Here is a 22,677-nt window from a genome sequence, read left to right as displayed (position 1 = left end):
TGAACAAAGTTCACAGAAAACCCGAGAATTGCGGCGCGAAATCATGCGAATGCATGATTTCTGTGCATCGCGAAGCGTGTTACTGATCACGGAGTGAACAGTAACGATTGTTATTGCATAGGGCAATGGCAACTTTATCACACTACGGAGGTTTTTATCATGTCAAATTTTTCAGATATGGACAATGTTTTTATTATGGATCACCCGCTGATCCAGCATAAGATTTCCATTCTTCGTAATAAGGAGACCGGAACAAACGAATTCCGCAAACTTATTGAGGAGATTGCAGTTCTTATGGGTTTTGAAGCTCTTCGCGATCTTCCTCTTGAGGATGTTGAAGTTGAGACTCCTATTGAGACTTGCAGAACTCCTATGATTTCTGGTAAGAAGCTTGCTGTTGTTCCTGTACTTCGTGCAGGTCTGGGTATGGTAAATGGTATCACCACTCTGGTTCCGTCTGCCAAGATCGGTCATATTGGTCTTTACCGTGACCCGGTTACTCATGAGCCTCATGAGTACTATTGTAAGCTTCCGGATCCTATCGACCAGCGTCTCATCGTTATGGTTGACCCCATGCTTGCAACTGGCGGCTCTGCTATCTCCGCTGTTAACTTCATCAAACAACATGGTGGAAAGAGCATTAAATGTATGTTTGTTATCGCTGCTCCGGAAGGTCTGAAACGACTTCATGAGGTGCACCCGGATGTGCAGATCTATGTAGGACATCTGGACAGAGAACTGAACGACCGCGCTTATATCTGCCCGGGACTTGGCGATGCAGGCGACAGAATTTTTGGTACTAAATAGATTTTTGACCAGAGCATATTTGAAAAAGGCTGAATTCCGGAAATTATCTCATTTCCAGAATTCAGCCTTTTTTTGCCCGATCATGCTTTTTCCATCTTCGCCTTATACTCTACGCAAAGCATGGTAATATCATCAAACTGCGGTGCCTCTCCCACAAAAGCATCAATATCTTTTTTCACTTCAGGCAGAATTTCTGATGGTGTTCTGTCTTTTACACGATTCAGAACCTGCTCCAGACGCTCCATTCCATAAAGCTGATTTTCTACATTTGTAGCCTCAGTCACACCGTCTGTATACTGGAAGATCAAATCTCCCACATCCAGCGTCATACTGCCGGCTTTATAGTTCATATCTTCAAATCCAGCAAGGACAAAGCCTGGACGGATCTTATATGCCTCAAAACTGCCGCCTGCTTTACAGATAAATGGCATTTCATGTCCAGCATTTACGAAACAGAACTCTCCTGTCACCAGATCCAACACACCTTCAAAAGCAGTGATAAACAAGCCTTCACTGTTTGCCTCACAAAGAAGATTATTTACAGTAGAGAAAACCTCCCCCAAATCTCTTCCTGGTGTAGTGTGATCCTTGATAAGCGTTTTTCCAATGACCATAAAGAGCGCAGCCGGAACACCTTTTCCGGATACATCGGCCATAACAATTGCCAGATGTGTCTCATCTACCATGAAGAAATCGTAAAAATCACCGCCAACTTCTTTTGCAGGTGTCATAGTTGCATAAATATCAAATTCCTTACGATCCGGAAAGGCCGGGAAAATACATGGCAGCATGGATGCCTGAATATTCCTGGCAATATCCAGCTCAGTGCCGATTCGCTCCTTCTCGGCAGTCACTTTGGACAGATTGGCAATGTAATTTTCAAGCTCTTCCATCATAAAGTTAAAAGAGTCACTTAGTGCCTCGATCTCATCACCAGTTTTCATGGTAATTCTCTGATTCTCAAACTTTCCGCTCTCTGTAATCTCCTGGGTAAAATCAGCCAGCCTGCTGATCGGTCTGGTGATTGTCTTTCGCACAAAGACAATATACGCAGCCATCGTCACTGCGATAATGCAAAAAGAAATCAGCAGCATATTGATAAGAAAGGAATTCAGATAATTCCTGACCTCTTTCATATCCAGAATATACTGAATTTCTGCCAGAGCCTTTCCATTCTCGTCCAGAATCACCGAAATGCCCGTGTAATTATAGCCATAGCTGTTGTCCGTCACAAGCGGATGATCCACACCTTTATTCTGCTGATACTGGTTCCATATGGTAATATATTTCTCCATGTCAGCAGGATCATCAGGATTTGCAGCATCAGTGTACAAAATGTCACTTCCATAGGCAATCTGATTCGCAGGATCATCTCCCAATTCCTCAACCAGGGCATCTATGTAGAAATGAACACTGTCTTCATCCGGAACAACCAGAGACAGATATGTAACATCGCCATCCTTTTTCAGCTTGTTAAACAACGTAACCATTTCCGAATATTCTTCTGTCTTGTCCCCGCCTTCTGCCAGGATTTTCTTCACATCCGGAACCGACATCATATCTGCAATACTATTGCTGTTCGTCATTACCCTCTGTGCATATAGATTTTCCAGATAGGATCTGGAGCTTCTATAGCTGAAAAGAGAAATGGCAATGGTAAGGATTACACCGATCACGCCAAGTGAAAGTATAAATTTAGGAAGAAGTTTTATTTTCATTTGCAATTCCTTTCCTTAACTTTCTTAAAATAGACCTCTGCATCACACTTGCAGCGTCCTTTGCAATATGGACAATAAAGTTCTTTTTTATTATACCAGATCATCTTTGCAGAAAAAAGATGAACAAACTTACATTCCTGAAGTGCCCTTTCCAGAGGAACTTTACCGCCTGCATTCCAGCAGATGATAAACACTTCCCCTATGCCCTTCTCCGCAAACTGATTCAATGCATAGTTCATAAGCCCAACTGCCAGACCCTGTCTGCGAAATGCTTCTTTTATTCCTACTGACTGAATCTTGCCAACAGGTGCCAAAGTATCCTGCTGGCATACCCGTTGGATTTTCTGTTCCGTAAGCCTGGTATCCTCTGCAATCTGCTTCTCATTGGTAAGATAGTAATAAATATATCCTGCAAGCTCTCCTTCTGCAGTTCTCAGCAGAAGGAATGCCCGTTCACTGCTTCCAATGGCCTGCTCAAGCTCTTCTTTCTGATACAGATTTTCGCCTACGCACCTGTCCATAAGCTGCAGTGTTTCCTCAATATCCTCTTTTTCCAATGAATACAGACAAAATTCTCTGCCAGAAGCCCCAAACCTCCCTGTCTTTTGTGTCATAAGCTTCCCTTCTCACAGGACAAAATCTGCATGCCCATTGTAATCTCCGATTCCTCACTCAGAATCAGCTGCTGAAGTTCTTCATAATTCTTCTTCAGCCAGTTCTGCCAGTCCTGATATTTTCTGTTATCCGGTTCTTCCGCCAGCAAGATTTCCACATCCTCGGGCAAATAGGAAAAAAAGGTCTGGAAAATATCTTCTTTTTGCTGCTGTTCGCCTTTGGCAGCGGAAATCTCCTTGCACCAGACATGGATATAATCGTATCCGCAGTTGGTCAGCCAGCCGGGAACGGCCTGACCGGTTTCTCTTTTTCCTGCGTATTTGTCCTCTTTTAAGATATCCAGAAACTGTCCAAGAAGATTCTTTTCATCTGGAGCCAAAGTGGATATGCGGTCATTGCTTTCTGTGATAAAAATCACTCCGCCTTTTTTCAAAAAATTCTTCAATGTGCGAAGCAGCTTTTCCCCATCATATAAATGCATTAATACAAAAGAAAGACAGATCAGGTCAAATTCTCTGTCTTCCGGTTCTGCGCAGAGCTTCTGAAGGTCCGCTGAAAACGAATCCCGATCCACATCCATCTGATAAAAAGAAAATTTAGTATTTCCGAATTGACTGTTGGCTCTTTCCACAAGCTGCTGATTATACTCCAGGCCAATCACCCTGGAAATCCTGTCATCTGAAAAGCGGTGAAAGGTTCTGGTGCCATCATTGCAGCCAATATCCAGAACAGAAAGTTCTGATTTCCCCTTAAAAAAATGCTCTAACGCAGGTTTCTCTGCCTGTGACAACAGCAAATTCTGTCTTCTCAGTCGTTCCCTCTCTTTTTCTTCCTGAAATACTAACTGACTTTGCACTACTTGTCTCCTTGTCCGTCAAAATTTACGCTCTGAATAATAACCGCTTCGCATTCTCTTCCGTCACTGCAATTACTTCTTCTGCAGTAATTCCCTTAATCTGCGCCAGGGCTTCTGCAACATAGGGCAGATTCAAGGAAGAATTTCTCCTGCCTCGATTGGGCTCCGGTGCCATATAAGGGCAGTCCGTTTCCAGAACGATCTGGGACAGCGGCGCTATGGCAGCTACTTCTTTCAGCTTCTTTGCATTTTTGAAAGTAAGCACGCCGCCAATGCCAAGATAAAGTCCCATTTTCAAATATTCCGCCGCAATCTCCTTACTGTAGGAAAAGCAGTGAATGATTCCTCCGGACATATCTTTTTTCATATATTCCTTTACAATCTCCAGAGTGTCCTCGGCTGCATCCCGGCTGTGGATCATAAATGGCAGCTTCTCCTCCCTAGCAATGTCCATCTGCGCCCGGAACATCTCCTGCTGCTGTTTATGCTCTGCCTCTTCCTTATGCCAGTAGTAATCCAGACCGATTTCTCCGATGGCGACCATTTTCTCCATATGGGAAAGACGCCGGATCTCATCCAGAGTATCCTGTGTCATAATTCCTGCATCGTCGGGATGAACCCCCACTGCGCCATACACAAAAGGATACGCTTTCATCAATTCCAAGGTCCCGCCAAATCCCCCGGCTGACGCGCACACATTTACAATACAGCCCACTCCCCCGTCTTTCATGGAAGAAAGGAGCTGATCTCTGTCTTCGTCAAATGCCTCATCATCATAATGTGCATGTGTATCAAATATCATTTTTCTGCCTCATTTTTCTTTGAAATACAACAATTATAGCATACTAAAATCATACCAGTAAAGTGTTATAAACCTCTTTTTGGAAGTTCTATTTTAGTTGTTACTGTGAATAGAACGAACATCGAACTATTTTAAACACAATTTCAAAAACACAAAAAAATACTTGACAATTCAGAAGATTCGACAGATAATGTGAAGCTTGAAAAAATTGATATTCCTTATGTCTAGGTACCAGGCGGTAGCATTTTTGCATATATAAACGGAGACAGTACCGGAAAAACAGTTCTTCTCAGATCCGACATCGATGCACTTCCCATACTGGAATCCGAGACTAATCTAAAGAATAAAAAAGTATGTATTTCCAAAAATCCTGGTGTTATGCATGGCTGCGGCCATGACGGCCACATTGCTATGCTTCTTAGCGCCGCAAAAATACTGAAGAATATGGAAGCATCCCTAAATGGACGCGTTGTCCTTATGTTTGAGGAAGGAGAAGAAGGACATCGGAATATAGAAAAGCTTCTGGCTTATATGGCAGAAAAGGACATGAAGTTTGACACCTGCTACGCCTCTCATGTGCGTTGGGACATTCCCACAGGAAAACTTTCCTGCTGCCAGGGTTCTGCCATGTCAGGCCTTTACCACTTCGTACTTGAAATAAACGGAAAAGGCGGACACGGTTCCAGACCGGATCTTGCCCACAGTGTAATTGACTGTTTCCATGACATATATTCCAACCTTGATACACTCCGGCTAAAATACATAAAGCCAAACACCGTTCTGACCTGGTCTCTGGGCTCTGTCAATGCAGGAGCAACCTTTAACCTGATTCCCGACAAGCTTACCTGCGAAGGAAGCATCCGAATGATGGATCGAAACAGCGGAGAAGAATTTATCAAAGAATTTGAACGAATTGTTGCTGCAATTTGTCCTCTTAATTACTGTACCTACCAGTTTAAATTGCTGGAACAGCTTTTACCTACAGAGAACTATCCTGCATGCAGAAAAACCTATCTTGATTCGATCAAGAAACAGATCGGCGAAGATGTCATATATGATTGTGAGCCATGGATGGCATCTGAAACCTTCAGTTATATGTGCAGCCTGTTTCCAGGTGTAGAAACCTTCGTGGGAATAAAAAATGACGAATTAGGTTCCGGCGCTAATCACCATACCCCGGAATTTGATCTGGACGAGGACGGACTTACCTATGGTACTGCCGCTGCCGTCAGCTACGTTTTGGAATACTTTGAAAACACGCCTGACACTTCTGCTTTTGAACCTGCATACAACAGCATCAGCGAACTGATTGCGACATTTGGTCAACAGCCAGGAAGTACCGAATATATGGATTTGATGCTGAACAGCAACAATTTCGGAATTGACGGTACTGCAGAGCTGCTTGCAAATATAATTCGTAAAAATTTCGGATTATAGATCTTCCTAGAGCGTGTTTGAAAAAGGCTTTCTGCAAGATGTGCGTCACAATTTGTGGGAGATTTTGTCCGGATGAGGGCGCCGTAGCGGGCTACGGCAACCGAATTCGGGTGAAATCTCCCGCAAAGTGGGGCGTGCAGATTGCGAGAATGATTTTTCAAACAGTCTCTAATGTACTTATGCTGCCTCACGCCGCATATTTTACCGATCAGGCACTGGAAGATATGGTGCACAATTCACTGATTGTAACAAGCCAGTATTTTAAAACTATGAAAGAGCAGCCATAAGCAGTCTTCGTCAGCCCACAAACTAAGAATCCCCTCCACAAAAGCAACTGCTGCATAGTGGAGGGGATTCTCATTTACTATAAAATTTATGAATATTTACTGCCTTGCACAATTTCCAGCTTCCCCGGTCATAATCTCAATGCCATGACCAAGAGCTCCAATAATGTATTCCAGACTCTCCTTTACTGCTTTCGGACTGCCTGGAAGATTAATGATCAGAGTCTTTTTCCGGATTCCGGCTGTGGCGCGGCTGAGCATGGCGCGTTTTGTGATCGTCATGCTGTAGGCGCGGATGGCTTCCGGGATTCCCGGAACCTTACGTTCTGTGATATCTTCGGTGGCCTCCGGCATAACATCCCGCGGGGAAAAACCTGTTCCACCAGTAGTCAAAATCAGTTCTGCCTGATTCTCATCTGCGATTTCCGCCATTCGTCTGGAAAGCATGGCACGGTCATCCGGAAGAATATCCATAGATACTACCTGATAGCCTTCTCTTTCTGCGATTTCCTTAATTGCCGGACCGCTTAAATCTTCCCGCTTGCCCTGATATCCCATATCACTGGATGTGATAATTGCTACTCGTTTCATTTTTCTCCCCCCTTCGTTTTTATTTCTTTGAATAAAAAATCTCCACTCTTACCGCCAGTTTTCTCTACCAGGTGAATATCCGTCATCACCATATGCTTGTCGATTGCCTTGCACATATCATAAATTGTAAGAAGAGTCACCTGCACACCTGTAAGGGCTTCCATTTCCACACCGGTTTTACCGTCTGTCTTCACAGTGCAAAAAGTGCGGATAATTCCATTTTCTTTTTCAATTTCGAAATCAATGGTACATTTGGTAACCGGCAAAGGATGGCACATAGGTACCAGATCCGAGGTGTGCTTCACAGACATGATCCCGGCAACTCTGGCAACGCCAAGAACGTCTCCCTTTGCCACAGTGCCTGCAGTAAGATGCTCCATGATTTCTGCTCCAACCTGGATAGAACCTGTTGCAATTGCAGTTCTGTGGGTAATCGGTTTATCCGAGACATCCACCATAACAGCATTACCATTTTTATCAAAATGGCTTAGTTTATTACACATAATTCGTCCCTTTTTATAACAATATTAACCTATTATATTATATTCCGGCTATATCAGATGGACGCTTCCGGTCAAAATCAGCAGATTTCAGATCCTGTCGGCATATTTTTTTCAGGGCTGACTACGCATACATTTCCCTCAGCATCCTCTGCGCAGAGAATCATTCCCTCACTAAGAATTCCTGCAAGTTTCGCTGGTTTTAAGTTGGTTACTACCATAACCTTTTTGCCAACCATTTCCTCTGGTGTATAGTAAGCCTTGATTCCAGATACGATCTGGCGAACCTGGCTTCCAATCTTAACCTGGGAGCAAAGAAGCTTCTTGGATTTCTTCACCGCCTCACAGGCAATAACCTCACCAACCTGGAACTGAAGCTTTGCGAAATCATCAAATGTGATCTCCGGCTTCGCCTCAATATCTACAACCTTCTCCTCTGGCTTTTCTTCCTTCGGCTCTTCTTTCGGTGGATGAAGCTCGTTTACTTTTTCCATAACTTCTTTGATGTCCATACGGGCAAAAAGGATCTCCGGTTTATCTGTTACCTTGTTTCCTGACGGATACAGTCCAAATGTCTTCAGATCCTCAAGAGTTCTCTCTGAAGCATTTAACTGACCAAGGATTCTCTTTGTTGTGTCCGGCATAAAGGACCCAAGAAGAGTGGTTCCAATGCAAATGCCCTCAACCAGATTGTAAAGAACGGTTGCAAGACGATCCTGTTTGGATTCGTCCTTTGCAAGTGCCCATGGCATTGTCTCATCAATATATTTGTTGCAGCGTTTGAAAATAGTGAACACTTCTGTGATGGCATCTGCTACACGAAGTTTCTCCATCTTTGCATCAACCTTTGCAGGAACAGAAAGAATGAAGCTCTTCAGATCATCGTCAACAGGTTCTGTTACGCCTTTATTCTCTACCACGCCGCCAAAGTATTTGTTTGACATGGAGATGGTACGGTTTACCAGGTTTCCAAGAGTATTTGCCAGCTCGGAATTCATACGCTCTACCATCAGCTCCCAGGTGATCACACCATCGTTGTCAAACGGCATTTCATGAAGTACGAAATAACGGACAGCATCAACGCCGAAGAAATCAACCAGCTCGTCTGCGTAGATAACGTTTCCTTTGGATTTGCTCATTTTTCCATCGCCCTGGAGAAGCCACGGATGACCGAATACCTGCTTCGGAAGAGGCAGATCCAGTGACATCAGGAAGATTGGCCAGTAAATAGTATGGAAACGGATGATATCTTTTCCAATAAGATGAAGGTCGGCAGGCCACATCTTGTTAAACAGTTCAGAATTGTCTCCATCGCAATCATAACCGATTCCGGTAATATAGTTGGTTAGGGCATCCAGCCATACATATACAACATGCTTCGGATCAAAGTCTACCGGAATTCCCCATTTGAAAGAAGTTCTGGATACGCACAGATCCTGAAGTCCCGGAAGAAGGAAGTTGTTCATCATCTCGTTCTTACGGGATTCCGGCTGAATGAATTCCGGATGTGTCTTAATGTGCTCAATCAGACGGTCTGCGTATTTGCTCATTTTGAAGAAATAAGCCTCTTCTTTGGCTGGTACGCATGGGCGTCCGCAGTCCGGACATTTTCCATCTACAAGCTGGGATTCTGTGAAGAAGGACTCACATGGAGTACAGTACATTCCCTCGTACTCTCCCTTGTAGATGTCCCCTTTTGCATACATTTTCTTGAAAATCTTCTGAACCTGTTTCTCATGGTCTTCATCTGTGGTACGGATGAATTTGTCATAGGATGTGTTCATCAGATCCCAGATGCTCTTGATCTGACCGGATACGTTATCAACGAATTCCTTAGATGTAACACCTGCTTCTTCTGCTTTCAGCTCAATCTTCTGGCCATGCTCGTCAGTTCCGGTCTGGAAAAATACGTCGTAGCCCTGCTGTCTTTTATAACGCGCAATGGCGTCTGCCAGAACCGCCTCGTAGGTATTGCCAATGTGCGGCTTGCCGGATGTATAGGCAATGGCTGTGGTGATGTAATATTTTGGTTTACTCATTGTATTTCCTCCTTTTCTGTGTAACAAAAAGAGCTGGTTAAACTTCTCCTTCCTGTCACAACATAAAAAAACGTCTTCTCAAATATACTGAGAAGACGAGTTATCCCGTGTTACCACTTCTATTCATTCCCGCCTCACGGTACAGATGGAAAAACCATCTTCGGGAATCTCACCGGGTACCTTCATACCCTTACGCTATAACAGGCGTTCCTGTCGCAGCCTAAATTACTTCAACTGCGCCCCTCCAAAGCCATCTTCCATCTGTTCCATACACACCCCCTCTCAGCCTGGAAAAGCAACTCTTAACTGCTCATCTCCCGGGGGATTCTCTGTAATGCGGTACGCAAATGTACTCTCTTTTTCTATGGGTTTGGCTTATAAATTCATATAAAAGAGCGTATCACATTTTAATGGGTTTGTAAACCCAAATTTATCATTTTACAGCGATGCAATATTTATAATTTTAGTGTAAATTTAGCCAAATTACTATTGACAAATTTGCAATTATCTTGTATATTAATATCAGTAACAATTACTATTATTGAGAGAAAGGAGGAATCAGATGGCCACATTGAAATACAGCCGCCAGAGAGAATCTATTAAGGAGTTTCTTACTGGCAGAACCGACCATCCCACCGCTGATTTTGTTTATGAGAATATGAAGCAGATTTATCCAAACATCAGCCTTGGAACTGTATACCGAAACCTCTCTCTTCTCGCTGATCTGGGTGAAATACAGAAGCTTTCCAGCTTTGGCGGAGCAGACCGATTCGATGCCCGCACCGTTCCCCATTGTCACTTTATGTGCACCCGCTGCGGCAGAGTGATGGACGTATTCAGCGAACATATTGATAAAAGCCTTGAGAGTATTGCAGCTGACTTTAAGGACGGTCAGATTTCCGATTATAAAGCAAGATTTTTCGGAATTTGCAAGGAATGCCTGAAGGAAGAGTCTCACTAATCAGTTGAATAAATTTTTCATTTTCTGATCATAGCTATTCTGTAGGGAATTACAGCCGCTCGACAAGCAATGGCCACAGCACCAAACTTTAAGTGAACATTCGATCCTGTTAGAAAAAAGTTTCAATAACTCTTGACAAGCAAGAAACAATATGTTACCATAAAACAGTAATGATTACTATTATTAAAGACAAAATAAAATTTTATATAAGAAAAGGAGAATTTAATTATGGCTAAATGGGTATGTAGTGTATGTGGTTATGTTCATGAAGGTGACACAGCTCCGGAAGTATGTCCAATCTGCAAGGCTCCGGCTGAGAAATTTACGAAACAGGATGATGAAATGGCATGGGCAGCTGAGCATGTTGTGGGCGTTGCTAAAGGTGTCAGCGAAGACATCCTTGCTGATTTAAGAGCAAACTTCGAGGGCGAGTGCTCTGAGGTTGGTATGTATCTTGCTATGGCACGTGTTGCTCACAGAGAAGGATATCCGGAAGTTGGTATGTATTATGAGAAAGCTGCTTATGAAGAAGCAGAGCACGCAGCTAAATTCGCTGAGTTATTAGGTGAAGTTGTTACAGACAGCACCAAGAAGAACCTTGAGATGCGTGTAGCAGCTGAGAACGGTGCAACAGCTGGTAAGACTGATCTTGCGAAACGTGCTAAAGCAGCTAACCTTGACGCAATCCATGATACAGTTCATGAAATGGCAAGAGACGAGGCTAGACACGGAAAAGCATTCGCTGGTCTGCTTAAGAGATATTTCGGCTAATCTGCAAGCCGCATAAAATAAGGATTTTTACGAGGGGAAATCACGAAAGTGGTTTCCTCTTTTTTTAATATCTTTCATTTTGAATGGTACTTTAGTGGTACTTTCCCTTTTCCAAGAGGAAAAGAGAACTTTGAAATGGTACTTTTTAAATGGTACCATCTTGCAAGCAAATTATAATACACTTTCAATCAATATATCAACATCTTTTATACCTTTCTTTAACATCTTTTAATATACTTTTTAACGGCTCTGCTGCCGCTCCGCTCTCCCTTCTCTTTCATTTTTAAATATTTCGTCTTTTTTGAGTGAGTGCTACTAAAATGACTCACTATTTTCTATATAGAGGTATACTAATATCATCAAAGAGAGGAACACAAAACCTCAGAAAATAAAAACTAAATAAAATAAGGGCGGCGACCAAGCGCTAAACGCCAAAAGGCGAAGAAAGGAAAATATTATGATGAATACAAGACTTACAATTAACACAGCAGCAAACACAATCGAGATGACAAAAGAATTTGCAAAAAAGGCTAAATACTTCGGAACAGACGAATATAATATGCTTCAGATTGCAAGAAAAGATTATCCGACATTTTCAGTTACTACGAAGAAAACCAAGAGTAAAGAAAACTATAAAGGTCTTACTTTAGACTATATGAAAAAATACATTGAACTCCATCCTCAGACTTTGGTACTTGAAGATGGAACGGAAATAGAAGCAATCGAAGTACTCAGAACACTTGTGGGACTTGATGAAAACGGTGAAAAAATCGAGGATGCTGAGACCACTTCCTATGGTGAAATTAGAGCTTGGTTCTTTGGCTGTTATCCAGAAGTGAAGAATAAAAAAGAAGAGAAAAAAGCTAACACCAAAAGGCTTCTGACTGCTACTAAAAAGAAAGCAGCGTAAGAGCCATTAAAATGACTCACAATTAACTGTAATCCACTATAATAAAATCATAAAAAACAGAAAACAAAATCCAAAAGAAAGAGGTAATAAACAATGAAATCTCCTATCACAATCGACTTCGTAAACGCAACAATCACAGTAAACGCAGCTTATGCCAAGAAAGCAACCAATCCCTTCTCCGCAGAATATGCACAGATTCAGAAAGTCCGTGCTGATTATCCAACCTTCACAGTAAAAACAAGAAGCATTAAAAAGAATGCTGCTAAAGATTCCTATAAAGGTCTTACCTACGATTACATGAGAGCATATATTATGAGCCATGAGAAAGGTGAAGATAGAGTAAAAACGTTAATGGAATTTGACGAACTGCTCCTTATCTCTCAGTGCCATAGCAAGGGACGCAGATATCCTGTTATCAAAAATTGGTTCCTTGACAACTATCCAGAAGTCAGAGACTTTGGAATGGTTGAAATACCTGGCTTCAAAATTGTACCAAGAGAAAAAACAAGCAATCTGACTTCTTCGACAGAGGAAAAACTTACTGCCTAATCATTCTAACAGCTTAACCAACATGATGGATAATTCCTTACTGGCTATAAGGGATATTAACCATAAATAGTATAATAGAAAGGAAAAATTGGAATGTCAATAAAAAAATTAGAACCGCCCCCTTTAATCGAAAAATTAGAACTGCGCTCTTATTCAAGAAACGAAATTGCAAGACTTACAGAGGTATCACTTAAAGATAAAAATTTTGCCGCCAAGGTTAAAACCCGATTGACAAATTGGGGATATGGTTACAACTATTCTTCAAGGACAGTTGAAATCACAAAAATCCCAACAACTGCGGAAGAACGTTTAAAAGAGCTTTTAATCCGAAAATTAGATTTTAGTGTTCAAACAGATTTTAAGGCATTTACGATTATGTTACACCTATTTAGAACTGATCGTAACTTCATGGCTATGCCTTGGAAAACAAGAGAAACAGTTCTTTATGAACAATACGGCATTACCATTGCAGACAGCACCATGAGGAATTGGACAAGCAAACTTCTAAGTGATGATGTCCTTCTCAAATCTTTCTCCGCTAATCACAATCTATGGTGTACTCACATAGAAAATGGAATTAAGTATCAAGAAAAAATTTCTGAAACTGATGAAAAAATGGCTGAATATAAAAAGTATAACGCAATGAGATCACAACTTCTTGCGGAAGCTCAAGAAGCGAACAACACAACCAATTGTTGGGGTGGTGTTATTAATAAATTATGGAACAATTTTCACTGTTGCTATTATACTGTAAAACCAATTGAACCTGTCGCTTGGTATGATGATGACTACAAAGAAATTTTCTCCCTCTCAGAAGAAATTTTCTATAATCTAACCAAGGGTGCTGATAACGGAAAAAGAAGCGCTTAGGGCAACAAAATAAAAATTTCCTTAAAGGTTTAACGGGGAAATAAATAATAGAATATTCTCCGCTAAACCTTTAAGGAAATTTTTTAATTATTACTAACAACTCAATCTAATCAGAATTTTCCGCCGTATGTGAGCAAGTAGATTTTTATAGTCTGCTTGCCTTTTTTCGTTCTCTGTCGAAAGACTCGCCAAATTTTTTTTATTATTTTGTGTTCATGCTCATAAATTTTATATTTTGAAATAAAAATAATCCCTGCTGCCGTTCAATGGAAATTAAGCGAAAAAAGATAATCTTCCTGCACTAATTTTTATATATAGTAACAAATAAGGATTCCTGCCAGTAGCAGGAAAAGAAAGGATAAATACCATGATTGGAATAACATTACAAGACTACTTAGACGGTATTCGAGATTCTTATAATACTATGGGACTTGATAGATATACCGATTTAGATACTTGGCGTGCTTTTCGTAAAAGCCAAAGAATGCAATTACGTAGAAATCAAATGCAACAGAAAATGTTGAGCAATTTAGAAGAATCAATCAAAATCGACCTTAATGAAACCATTGATAAGGCGCTTGATGATCTCTTGAAAGAATTTAATAAATAATTTGCGGCAAGCTCGTTTATAAGATCACATGACCTCAAATCTGCGATCTCTTAAACGGCTTGCCGCTTTTTTGCGTTTATTTAGTCCTTTTCTACTGGAAAGTCCCTTACATCCGCTTTTCAAAATAAAAATCACTCTTCGTGGGAGTTCTGCCCCCGTATAATCAAAAAATTAAATTTTTCCAGAGAAATCCCGAAACCCTAGCCCCCCTGTCAGCTAACTGCTGCCCTTCTGTCCTCTTTAAGGGACTGCTGCCGCCACTCTCTCTATTTTCTCTTGGAATGTTCTAAAAGGCTATTCTGCGGCTTCTGGCGTGTCCTCTGCCACGTACTCAACTAAATCCCCCACTTGACAATTTAAGAGCCTGCAAAGCGTGTCCATGGTTTTCCAAGACACTAATTCATTGTGTCTTATCTGTTGAAGATATGATTGCCCAATTAGCTTCTCTTCTCTTATCCTTGTGGAACTATAACCATTCTTTTTTAGCTCTGCCATAATATCAATCTTATATCTAAGTGCCATTTTAAAGTCCTCCTTCTCCATTTTACTTAATAATAGCATACTTTTGCACCAATTTCCAGTGTAAATATTGCACTAATTTCGAGTGTTTTATTGCACTATATTTTGGTGCTTTTGTCAATAGACTGCACCAGTATATAGTGCTATAATGATATCAAGTTAAGAGAGAGGAACAAGTCAAGGATAGACGAAAGTAGGCAGCAGCCGAAACCAAGAATACAAGATCAGAGCGGAAATGGATAAGGGAGATTGGGACGCACTAAGAAGAACGCTAGATACTTAAATAGCCAACCGCCACTTGAGCCACAGCGGATAGAAGAAGCCATTGAAGGACACGCACAACTATTATAGGCATAAAAAAGGAGTGGACTAAAATCCACTCCGAATTTTATTATTTTTCCATAGCCCAAAGATTATCAGATGGACAAAATTTAACAGTATATTCTTTATCTGCGTCTCCGCCTAATAACGCTATTCCATTTAATTCAGCACGTTTTGAAGAATCAATCCCATATTTAGGTAAGACCAGATTAGCTTTACCCACACATACATCTCCATCATAAATTTCTGCAATAATTGTACCATCTATGACACCTTCCACACCATCAGAAATAAAAAATGGTTCAGAAAGTTGTGCATGAGTACTTATACGGCAACTACCATTTGCTGATACTCTAACATAATCACCTGTAAATGCTAATTTTTCAAAACATGAATTTGGACTCTCTTCTGATATCATTTTATTTGAAAGTTCTTTTATTTCTCTGGATATATCCATAATGTGCATTTCATAGTCGTGTATAATCTTAAAATTTATAATTGCTACATTTTGCATATGTTCTAATACTTGTGCATTTCTCTCTCGTATTTCTGCATTTTTCTGCTGAATTTCTAAAGCTCTAACAATCCCTGCTCCTGTTCCCGCAATTCCCGCAGCAATTCCCCCATGCACGTAAGGATCATGCTCTTTTTCCAACAATCCGATTTTAGTTTCTTCATGTTTAATTTGATTATTTTTTATAGATGATATTTTTTCCGAAATAGACTTTTTTTCATCTAAAAGCATTGCTATACGTTTATCTCTTCCAAAGCAATCAGAATATTTATTATATTCATTATAGTCTGCTTCTTCTTCCTTTTGCATTTTTTCTAACCTTTTTGCACGCTCTGCTTTCTGTATAATTACCTTGTTCCGTTCTGACGATTTAGGCAGTATAAAAATAAGGTAAAAGATTGCTGTAACAAAAAAACCTGTAACCATTCCAACTAATATACTAAAAAAATAACCAACAGTCGTCATTGGTGAAATCGAATTAAACTTCTCTGCTATGAATAAAAAAATCAGTAAGCTACTAATAATATAGACAATTAAAGTAATTATAAATTCTCTATTTTCTTCTTTCTTAAATTTTATCTCTTCCGATTTTTCAGTGGATGAATCTACTTTTGTATCCCGCATTATATCCCCCTCCTTATTTGATTTCTGTCACTTTCTTTGAATATTGCTTTTCTTTTCATTTCCCCACGCCTTTCTTTTGTAATACATTATGTAGTCTATTTATATATTTAATTGTAGCATATTTAATTTTACTACGTCAACCTATAATAGTTACAAAACGAAAGGTAGATTGACATAATGAATAAACCTTTGAAATTGAAAAAAAGAGGGGAAGACGGCAGTAAAGTTATCACAGTTCGAATTAAAGAGGACACTTTAGCAGCTTTAGATCAGCTTGCCGCAGAAACCAATTATTCCAGAAATGAACTTATTAACATTATTTTGAAATACGGCGTTGAAAATATTGAAATTGAATGAGAGCGGAAATCCGCTCTTTTTTCTTTGCTATTGGAACATCTATATTTTTTCCTTAAAGCTTTAACGGAGAGAAATAGAAATATTATTTCTCCGCTAAACGTTTAAGGAAAAAATATAAATATTGTATTATGCGCTCCTGGAATGATAGAATAAAAGAAAAACGTTCGGGGTTATGATTATGGCAAAAGAATTAGAAGGCTCTGGAAGGGGCAAAAAGCACAATCAAAAAATGAAGCCATTTCTTGTGTATCAGTATCTTTTGAGACACACAGATGAAAACCACACTATCACAGGTGAAGATATCTGCTCTGCTATGACTGATACTTATGATATTGAAGCAGAGCGGAGAGGAATTTACAGAGACATTGACGAGATCAATAAAGCGCTCATTGCTTTTGAAGAGGGAATTTCCATTGAAGAAGCTGCTGAATGGATTGAAGATGATGAAAGTCTGAAAAAAATTATTTTTGACAAGCACCAGAAGGGCTTCTGTCTGCGGCAACGGCATTATGATTATACAGATATTCAGCTTTTGGTTGAAAGTATCTATGCTTCTAAATACTTGTCAGAATCACAGGCAGATCGCTTAATAAAGGTGTTGTGTGAATTTGTCAGTGAGTTCCAAGAGAAGAAAATCCGCCACAATGCTATTTTGACAGATAGAGTAAAAACAAATAATTCTGGCGTTTTAAATAATATTGAAAAAATAGACGCCGCAATGAGCAAAGAGGACAAACACATCCCCGAAAAAATCAGTTTTAAATATTTAAAATATTCTATCAGCAATCTAAATCAACAGGTAGAGCGGCGGCATGGCAGCAGGTATGAAGTCAGCCCCTATGCGCTTCTTATCAATGATGGCAACTATTACCTTTTGGCTTATAACGATTATGTAAAGGACTTGCGGACGTACCGTGTTGACAGAATGAAAGATGTAAAATTGCTTGGTGTTGAGCGAGAGGGAAAAGAAGTCTTTAATAAAATTAATCTCAAAAATTATACACAGAGAGTTTTTTCTATGTTCGGCGGCGAACAGGAAAGAATTACAATTCAGTTTATCAATCCGCTCTTGGACACAGTCGTTGACAGATTTGGTAAAAAGGGAATGCTTTATAATGTGGTAGACGACAGACATTTCAGTATTACTGCGCCTATTGAAATCAGCGATCAGTTTTACGGTTGGGTTCTTGGCTTCGGAAATAAAGCAAAGATATTAAAGCCGCAGAAAGTAGTTGATGGATTTACGGCGTATTTGGATAAGATCAGAAAACTTTACTAAGAAGAAAATGGCAATCAGTTTTTTCTATTCTGATTGCCATTTTTATTTATAACCGATTCAAATTTTGTTTCAATACTTCTATTCCAGTTTTAGAAATGGCTATGTAATAGCGTTGTGTTACATGGATATTTCCATGCCCCATTTGATTACATAACAGATGTGCAGGAGTGTTCATTTCTGCCATTAGTGTGCCATAAGTATGCCGCAAATGATGAAATTTGAAATCTATATTCAACTTGCTTTTAATTTCCCTAGAATGGTATTTCATGGAATTTATAGTCTGTATCTTTCCGTCAAACAGACAGTTTACTAAATCTGTCGAATAAATCATTTTTCCATCTATATCTTGGATCATTTTTCTGTTCTGCTGCCTATGAATAGCAAATTTTTCTTCGTCGTCTTTTCGTTGCTCTGCAATTTTGTGAAAATATGTTTTCATAAAATCATTCAGATAGATTGTTCTTTTGGAATTTCTTGTTTTAGGGGCAACCAACATTACAACACCCTTCTGATATTGCATTTGTCGATCAATATAGATTGTCCCATTTTCCAAATCAACATTTTCCCATTTCAAACCATAACATTCATTGATACGCAAACCGCAGTATCGTCCTAAAAGATAAGCAGTTTCTGCATTTGTTCCCTCAAAATATCTATCCATTTTTTTCAATTCTTCTCTGCTGAAAGCAACTATATCCGTGTCATCTTCGCTTTTTAGTTTTGGCATTTTTATTCTTGTATCTTTATTCACGCAGAGCTTATTGTACTCATCTACCACTAAATAATTACGTGAATATGCCTGACCGAAAATCAAATAAAACATTTTCAGAAAACTTTCTGTATATTGATAAGAATAGTTGTCTGTATAATAGAGTCCTGCCAAGTAATCATTGACTTCTGCCACACTAATATCATCAATAAAGCGTTTACCAAACTTTTCACATAAGTGGTTCTCCCAAAGGCTATCTTGTTTTCTAATGGTCTGATATTTTCTGTCATTTCTGCCCTTTTCGCAGTATTCCTCAAAAACCTCTTTTACAGTCCTCCTGCTGATTTTCTTAGTTCGTTTCATTTCAATATGTGCATTTGCAATCGCAGCTTCTCTCGCCTTTAATGCCTGTTTTTGAGTTTTTAACTGTTTTCCATTTTCGTCTGTTGTCTTTTTTCGTGAAATTCTTCTCCCATCAATCAGAATAGAAAAACGATAAGCCCAAGTTCCATTTTCTTGCCGATATACCCCATTTTCACATTTAACTGCCATCTTAACACCTCTTCGATTGTACTAAGATGGTACTTTATTATCTGCTACCATTATCAAAGAAGTACCATTATGGTACCAAAGTTCTTTGAAAGATGTTAAAAAGATGCTTTAAAAATGCCTTGATTTTGCTAGGTTTTTTCCCTAACCTTGACGCAATCCATGACTTTTCGGAATCACGAGCCGAAGGCGAAGTGATTCACAGTTCATGAAATGGCAAGAGACGAAGCTAGACACGGCAAAGCATTCGCAGGTCTTCTTAAGAGATACTTTGGAGAATAATTTTTACCGGGGAATCGCATAAAATAAAGCTTTTTATAAAAGGGAATCACTTTCGTGATTCCCTTTTTGGGCAGACTTCCGTCATTTTTAATATGTAAATCAGGTGTCCCTAACCCATTTTTCACTCTTAAAAACTCTCAAAATGTGTCTCTCCCGTTTCGTTTAATTTGTGCGGACCACAGCCCCTCCCAGCATAGCTTTTCTCTCTATTTTTTACTTAATTTTCTGTAAATTCATACAACGGCATATTGTTCTCATCATATAAAACAATCATCATAACCGCATTCACCTCGCCGGTTGCACTTTCAAAGCATAATAAATAATAGCCGTCACGGTCTAATGATTTCACAATATAACGTTTTTCCTGATTTCCAGATGTAATTGTTCGGATCAGTTTTCCATCTTCGATTCGCCAGCTTCCATTAATCTCAGGCCAGTTGGGATTTATTTCTTCTCTTGTGCGATAGCTGTCATCTGTTCCAAAGCTTCCAAGCTGTTTTGTATTACCATCTGCGTCATATTCATAAAGGTCTCCGGCACCAGTGGTTCCGCCAATTGCCCAGTTGACCGTATAATACCGGAATCTGCATGGAAAAATGGAGGATAATTCCTCTTCTGTTAAAGTCTCAAACTCGTCTGCATGAGCTTTGAAGTAATAAAATCCACTTTCATAGTCATTATCCGCATCTGTATGATTCACATATGCAGCAATAAAATCATCTTTGGATTTTATAACCTTCTCCGCCTGTGCAAGCTCTGCTTCCTGTTTTTTCCTGCTGCTTTCCTGCGCTTCTTCTATTTCATGTTTACTTTTTCTTTCCTTCCTGCCTTCCTCATCTAACGGCGCACCATATCCGCCTTCATCAATTAGCTCTGCGATATTGCCTGCTTCCAATGCAAAGCTATATTTAGATGAACCAAGATTCAGTACACAACGTATATCATTTCCTTCATATAAACATTTCACAATATCTTCTCCTGAAGATCCGCTGACATAAACATTGCCATTGGGTTCCTCACCTAGCAAACCATATTCATATACCGTATTTATACTTCCAACTTTTATTTTCAATTCTTTAGAATCAGAAGAAAAATAAGTAGCAGGGGTATCCTTATACTCTAAAAGTTTAAAAGATAAATCATAACAATAATCAAATTCATCAAAATTAATATATGCTGTGACAAGCAGATCACTACCGGTTGTTGCCGTGTTGCTAAAGGTTCCGGAAACAACCGTACTTATAACAGATTGCCCCGTTGCATCCCCGAAGTCATCTACTACCGCAACTTTTCCCCAGGAGTTATTGTTTCCTTCATCCGTACTGGAATCCTCTTCTATTTCTGAAACTACCTCTGCATTCTCTTCCCCATAGGAAAGCGTTGGAGACATAAATACACACCCCAATGCCAACGCCAGCGCTAATGTTCTTTTCTTCATCCTTTGACCCTCATTTTTTGTAATTTTATTTGAGACTGATAAGTTATCATATAATAATAGGAGGAAGGAAAGCAATTACCTGAAAGCATAGTACAAGAAGAAATTATTACTGTTCACGACCTTCACAGCAACACGCTTCGCGATGCACAGAAATCATACTTTGCAGGATTCTGCTACTGCAGCAGGGAGTCTCGGCGGCATCTGCCATTGTGCCGTAATATAAAAAGAGTTACAGACCGCAAAATGATTAATCTGTAACCCTAAAACTCTTATTAAAATATTACTTGAACGCTATATAAAAAAGCCCTCACAGAGCATTACTCCGAAGCAGTCTCAAAATTTGCCTTCGCCGTATCCACCGAATGCTCTGCTTTATTATCAATGTCCACATCATTTTCTGAGAAAGTACTTCCCGCGAAATCAAGGACTTCATTCCCAGGTAGATTCTCAATGCAGACCGCCGTTCCATTTCCGGTAAATGTATTATTCAGATAGTTGGGCGCTGTACCATAAGCCATGCTGCTGTTAAACTTCAGTGCAATTTTATTATTGGTAAAAGTACAGTCCATTGCATTTACCCAGGCTTCATTATTGGCAATTGCAGCCGTATCCCAACCATTAAAACTGCATTTGGAAAGTAAAGTAAGACAATACGCGTTCACCCCAATTCCAGAATTCCCTTTAAACTGGATTCCTGACATTTCCGCGTAATTTCCATTCAATCCGCGCAAGCTGACGGTTCCTGTGAAAGTAGTCACGTCATCTCCGTCTGAGCTGCCATAAATTCCCCACACATGATTTCCAAAAACAATATCACCATCATAAGTTACTGCCGGAAGATGAAGGTAAACCGGAGTTTCCGATGACACCTCTTCCTCAATGGAAGCCAGCAATGCATTCAGTTCCTCTGTGGTCTCCATAGGCGTATCCTCTGAAAAATAGGTAACTGCTGCTTGCTTTTCAATGGTAAGCCGTGTGCTAAGAGAAATCGTATCTCCGTTTTTCATCGTCAGGTTCCACAAGATATCGTTAGTACCGCTGTCTGAGGTATAAATAATATCAGAAACATATGCTGCATTTGGAAAACTCTCGTTATGAACCGGTTCTACATAATCTACCTTCCGGGAATTTTCTCCAGGTTTTGTATCCACCTTACAGGAAACTACCTTTTCTGTAAATTCTTCCCACGCCAGTTCTCCAGTCTCCTGATCCAGAACATACAGCTGACATGGAAGGGCACTCTCCATTCCCTGCGCCAGTCTATCAGTACGTTCGCCCTGGGCATGTCCTGTTACTCCATCATCTTCGGAAAAATTCAACAGCAGTTTATAAGATTTTCCTTTGTCTTTATAAACCACCTGCGCCCCTCCCTCATAGGACTTCGGACGGTGATGCAGGGAAAAAGCTGCTCCAACAGCTGCCAGAAACACTACCACAGCAGCTGCTCCAAAAGCCGCCTTTCTCCATCGTTTCGGTGCTTTTATCTCCTGTTTTTCCTTCTGGACTGCTGTACAATGAGGACAAAAAGAAGCATTGTCCGGAAGAGGCTGTCCGCATTTTATACATTTTTTACTCATATTTTTCTCCTATTACGATATATTTATGGTTAACATACCTTACAGCTGGTACATCGTTTTCGAAATAACTATACCACTCACTTGTCTGTGAATCCGATTGCACAGGTATAAAAGCCTCGGCGTAGCCCGCTACGCCTGCGTTTTTATACCTGCACACTCGAATCCACATCCTACGCGATTGGTATAGT

The 22,677-nt window shown here is 40.0% G+C and carries 24 protein-coding genes, 1 pseudogene and 1 other annotated feature; of the genes and pseudogenes, 12 read left to right on the top strand and 13 right to left on the bottom strand.

Features of this window, described 5'->3' with window-relative positions; genetic code table 11:
- The first annotated feature begins 177 nt into the window (after positions 1-177).
- Entirely contained in the window at positions 178-807 is a 630-nt protein-coding gene (gene upp / locus AB5642_RS07755) for a uracil phosphoribosyltransferase (protein WP_118579383.1), read from the top strand.
- 80 nt (positions 808-887) lie between these two features.
- On the opposite strand, the gene AB5642_RS07750 is transcribed toward upp, so the two are convergent.
- Genes AB5642_RS07750 through AB5642_RS07735 form a run of 4 tightly spaced genes read right to left on the bottom strand, consistent with a single transcriptional unit; the run spans position 888 to position 4,798 of the window.
- Complete coding sequence (locus tag AB5642_RS07750) at positions 888-2,525, bottom strand: SpoIIE family protein phosphatase (RefSeq protein WP_237926078.1); 1,638 nt, start codon at positions 2,523-2,525, stop codon at positions 888-890.
- Positions 2,522-3,139, bottom strand: a complete 618-nt coding sequence (locus tag AB5642_RS07745) for a GNAT family N-acetyltransferase (RefSeq protein ID WP_173718512.1) — start codon at positions 3,137-3,139, stop codon at positions 2,522-2,524. The genes AB5642_RS07750 and AB5642_RS07745 overlap by 4 nt, the downstream gene beginning before the upstream one ends.
- Positions 3,136-3,996 (bottom strand): bifunctional 2-polyprenyl-6-hydroxyphenol methylase/3-demethylubiquinol 3-O-methyltransferase UbiG, encoded by an 861-nt coding sequence (locus AB5642_RS07740; RefSeq protein ID WP_173718513.1) that lies wholly within the window; start codon positions 3,994-3,996, stop codon positions 3,136-3,138. The genes AB5642_RS07745 and AB5642_RS07740 overlap by 4 nt, the downstream gene beginning before the upstream one ends.
- A gap of 25 nt (positions 3,997-4,021) precedes the next feature.
- On the bottom strand, positions 4,022-4,798 hold the full coding sequence (locus AB5642_RS07735) for a TatD family hydrolase (RefSeq protein WP_173718514.1): 777 nt from the start codon (positions 4,796-4,798) through the stop codon (positions 4,022-4,024).
- A 243-nt stretch (positions 4,799-5,041) separates the two neighbouring features.
- Here AB5642_RS07735 and AB5642_RS07730 point away from each other — a divergent pair, with 243 nt between their 5' ends.
- A complete protein-coding gene (locus AB5642_RS07730; protein ID WP_173718547.1) occupies positions 5,042-6,235 on the top strand; it encodes a M20 family metallopeptidase in 1,194 nt (397 codons plus the stop codon).
- On the opposite strand, the gene AB5642_RS07725 is transcribed toward AB5642_RS07730, so the two are convergent.
- Positions 6,121-6,375, bottom strand: coding sequence for a DUF6783 domain-containing protein (locus tag AB5642_RS07725; RefSeq protein WP_306467818.1), 255 nt, complete (start codon positions 6,373-6,375; stop codon positions 6,121-6,123). The two genes, AB5642_RS07730 and AB5642_RS07725, sit on opposite strands and share 115 nt — an antisense overlap.
- Here AB5642_RS07725 and AB5642_RS07720 point away from each other — a divergent pair.
- Positions 6,274-6,522 carry a DUF6783 domain-containing protein gene (locus AB5642_RS07720; protein ID WP_173718515.1) on the top strand — a complete coding sequence of 83 codons (249 nt, stop codon included), beginning with the start codon at positions 6,274-6,276 and terminating at the stop codon, positions 6,520-6,522. The genes AB5642_RS07725 and AB5642_RS07720 overlap by 102 nt on opposite strands.
- 96 nt (positions 6,523-6,618) lie before the next feature.
- On the opposite strand, the gene AB5642_RS07715 is transcribed toward AB5642_RS07720, so the two are convergent.
- From AB5642_RS07715 to metG, 3 genes are all read right to left on the bottom strand, one after another.
- Complete coding sequence (locus AB5642_RS07715; protein WP_148463758.1) at positions 6,619-7,110, bottom strand: molybdenum cofactor biosynthesis protein B; 492 nt, start codon at positions 7,108-7,110, stop codon at positions 6,619-6,621.
- Positions 7,107-7,613, bottom strand: a complete 507-nt coding sequence (moaC, locus tag AB5642_RS07710) for a cyclic pyranopterin monophosphate synthase MoaC (RefSeq protein WP_118577929.1) — start codon at positions 7,611-7,613, stop codon at positions 7,107-7,109. Before moaC ends, AB5642_RS07715 begins: the two co-directional genes overlap by 4 nt.
- A 77-nt stretch (positions 7,614-7,690) precedes the next feature.
- Complete coding sequence (gene metG, locus AB5642_RS07705; protein WP_173718516.1) at positions 7,691-9,649, bottom strand: methionine--tRNA ligase; 1,959 nt, start codon at positions 9,647-9,649, stop codon at positions 7,691-7,693.
- Between the two features lie 88 nt (positions 9,650-9,737).
- Positions 9,738-10,023 (bottom strand) — a binding site (T-box leader).
- A 188-nt stretch (positions 10,024-10,211) separates the two neighbouring features.
- On the opposite strand from metG, the gene AB5642_RS07700 reads away from it, so the two are divergent.
- The 6 genes from AB5642_RS07700 to AB5642_RS07675 all read left to right on the top strand — a co-directional run bounded on the left by AB5642_RS07700 (position 10,212) and on the right by AB5642_RS07675 (position 14,320).
- Positions 10,212-10,610, top strand: a complete 399-nt coding sequence (locus tag AB5642_RS07700) for a transcriptional repressor (RefSeq protein ID WP_118577930.1) — start codon at positions 10,212-10,214, stop codon at positions 10,608-10,610.
- Positions 10,611-10,838: 228 nt separating this feature from the next.
- A complete protein-coding gene (locus tag AB5642_RS07695; protein ID WP_118577931.1) occupies positions 10,839-11,381 on the top strand; it encodes an NADH peroxidase in 543 nt (180 codons plus the stop codon).
- Positions 11,382-11,838: 457 nt separating this feature from the next.
- Positions 11,839-12,291, top strand: a complete 453-nt coding sequence (locus AB5642_RS07690) for a hypothetical protein (protein WP_173718517.1) — start codon at positions 11,839-11,841, stop codon at positions 12,289-12,291.
- 93 nt (positions 12,292-12,384) lie between these two features.
- Entirely contained in the window at positions 12,385-12,840 is a 456-nt protein-coding gene (locus AB5642_RS07685) for a hypothetical protein (protein ID WP_173718518.1), read from the top strand.
- Positions 12,841-12,933: 93 nt separating this feature from the next.
- A complete protein-coding gene (locus tag AB5642_RS07680; RefSeq protein ID WP_173718519.1) occupies positions 12,934-13,710 on the top strand; it encodes a hypothetical protein in 777 nt (258 codons plus the stop codon).
- Between the two features lie 367 nt (positions 13,711-14,077).
- Positions 14,078-14,320, top strand: a complete 243-nt coding sequence (locus tag AB5642_RS07675; protein ID WP_173718520.1) for a hypothetical protein — start codon at positions 14,078-14,080, stop codon at positions 14,318-14,320.
- 294 nt (positions 14,321-14,614) lie between these two features.
- Here AB5642_RS07675 and AB5642_RS07670 read toward each other — a convergent pair whose 3' ends face one another.
- Both AB5642_RS07670 and AB5642_RS07665 read right to left on the bottom strand, forming a co-directional pair.
- Positions 14,615-14,842: a helix-turn-helix transcriptional regulator gene (locus AB5642_RS07670; RefSeq protein WP_237925819.1), complete on the bottom strand. Its 228-nt coding sequence runs from the start codon at positions 14,840-14,842 to the stop codon at positions 14,615-14,617.
- Positions 14,843-15,230: 388 nt separating this feature from the next.
- Positions 15,231-16,298 (bottom strand): TIGR04086 family membrane protein, encoded by a 1,068-nt coding sequence (locus tag AB5642_RS07665; protein WP_173718524.1) that lies wholly within the window; start codon positions 16,296-16,298, stop codon positions 15,231-15,233.
- A 177-nt stretch (positions 16,299-16,475) separates the two neighbouring features.
- Between AB5642_RS07665 and AB5642_RS07660 the strand changes: the two genes are divergently transcribed.
- Together AB5642_RS07660 and AB5642_RS07655 are read left to right on the top strand one after the other, a co-directional pair.
- The gene (locus AB5642_RS07660) at positions 16,476-16,655 is read left to right on the top strand and encodes a ribbon-helix-helix protein, CopG family (protein ID WP_173718525.1); all 180 of its coding nucleotides are present in this window, start codon (positions 16,476-16,478) and stop codon (positions 16,653-16,655) included.
- Between the two features lie 178 nt (positions 16,656-16,833).
- Positions 16,834-17,934, top strand: a complete 1,101-nt coding sequence (locus AB5642_RS07655) for a YafY family protein (protein ID WP_173718526.1) — start codon at positions 16,834-16,836, stop codon at positions 17,932-17,934.
- A gap of 46 nt (positions 17,935-17,980) precedes the next feature.
- On the opposite strand, the gene AB5642_RS07650 is transcribed toward AB5642_RS07655, so the two are convergent.
- A complete protein-coding gene (locus AB5642_RS07650; protein WP_173718527.1) occupies positions 17,981-19,195 on the bottom strand; it encodes a site-specific integrase in 1,215 nt (404 codons plus the stop codon).
- Between the two features lie 198 nt (positions 19,196-19,393).
- Here AB5642_RS07650 and AB5642_RS07645 point away from each other — a divergent pair.
- Positions 19,394-19,474, top strand: a pseudogene (locus tag AB5642_RS07645) (NADH peroxidase); the annotation flags it as partial.
- A 217-nt stretch (positions 19,475-19,691) separates the two neighbouring features.
- Here AB5642_RS07645 and AB5642_RS07640 read toward each other — a convergent pair.
- Positions 19,692-20,912, bottom strand: coding sequence for a hypothetical protein (locus AB5642_RS07640; protein WP_173718528.1), 1,221 nt, complete (start codon positions 20,910-20,912; stop codon positions 19,692-19,694).
- A gap of 317 nt (positions 20,913-21,229) precedes the next feature.
- Entirely contained in the window at positions 21,230-22,489 is a 1,260-nt protein-coding gene (locus AB5642_RS07635) for a zinc ribbon domain-containing protein (protein ID WP_173718529.1), read from the bottom strand.
- Between the last annotated feature and the right edge of the window lie 188 nt (positions 22,490-22,677).

Source organism: Ruminococcus sp. 1001136sp1_2201st1_G3_2201SCRN_220225 (genome assembly GCF_040924365.1).
Classification (GTDB): domain Bacteria; phylum Bacillota; class Clostridia; order Lachnospirales; family Lachnospiraceae; genus Blautia_A; species Blautia_A faecis.
The sequence above is the reverse complement of the archived record's forward strand: the minus strand, read 5'-3'. Positions and strand labels throughout refer to the sequence as shown.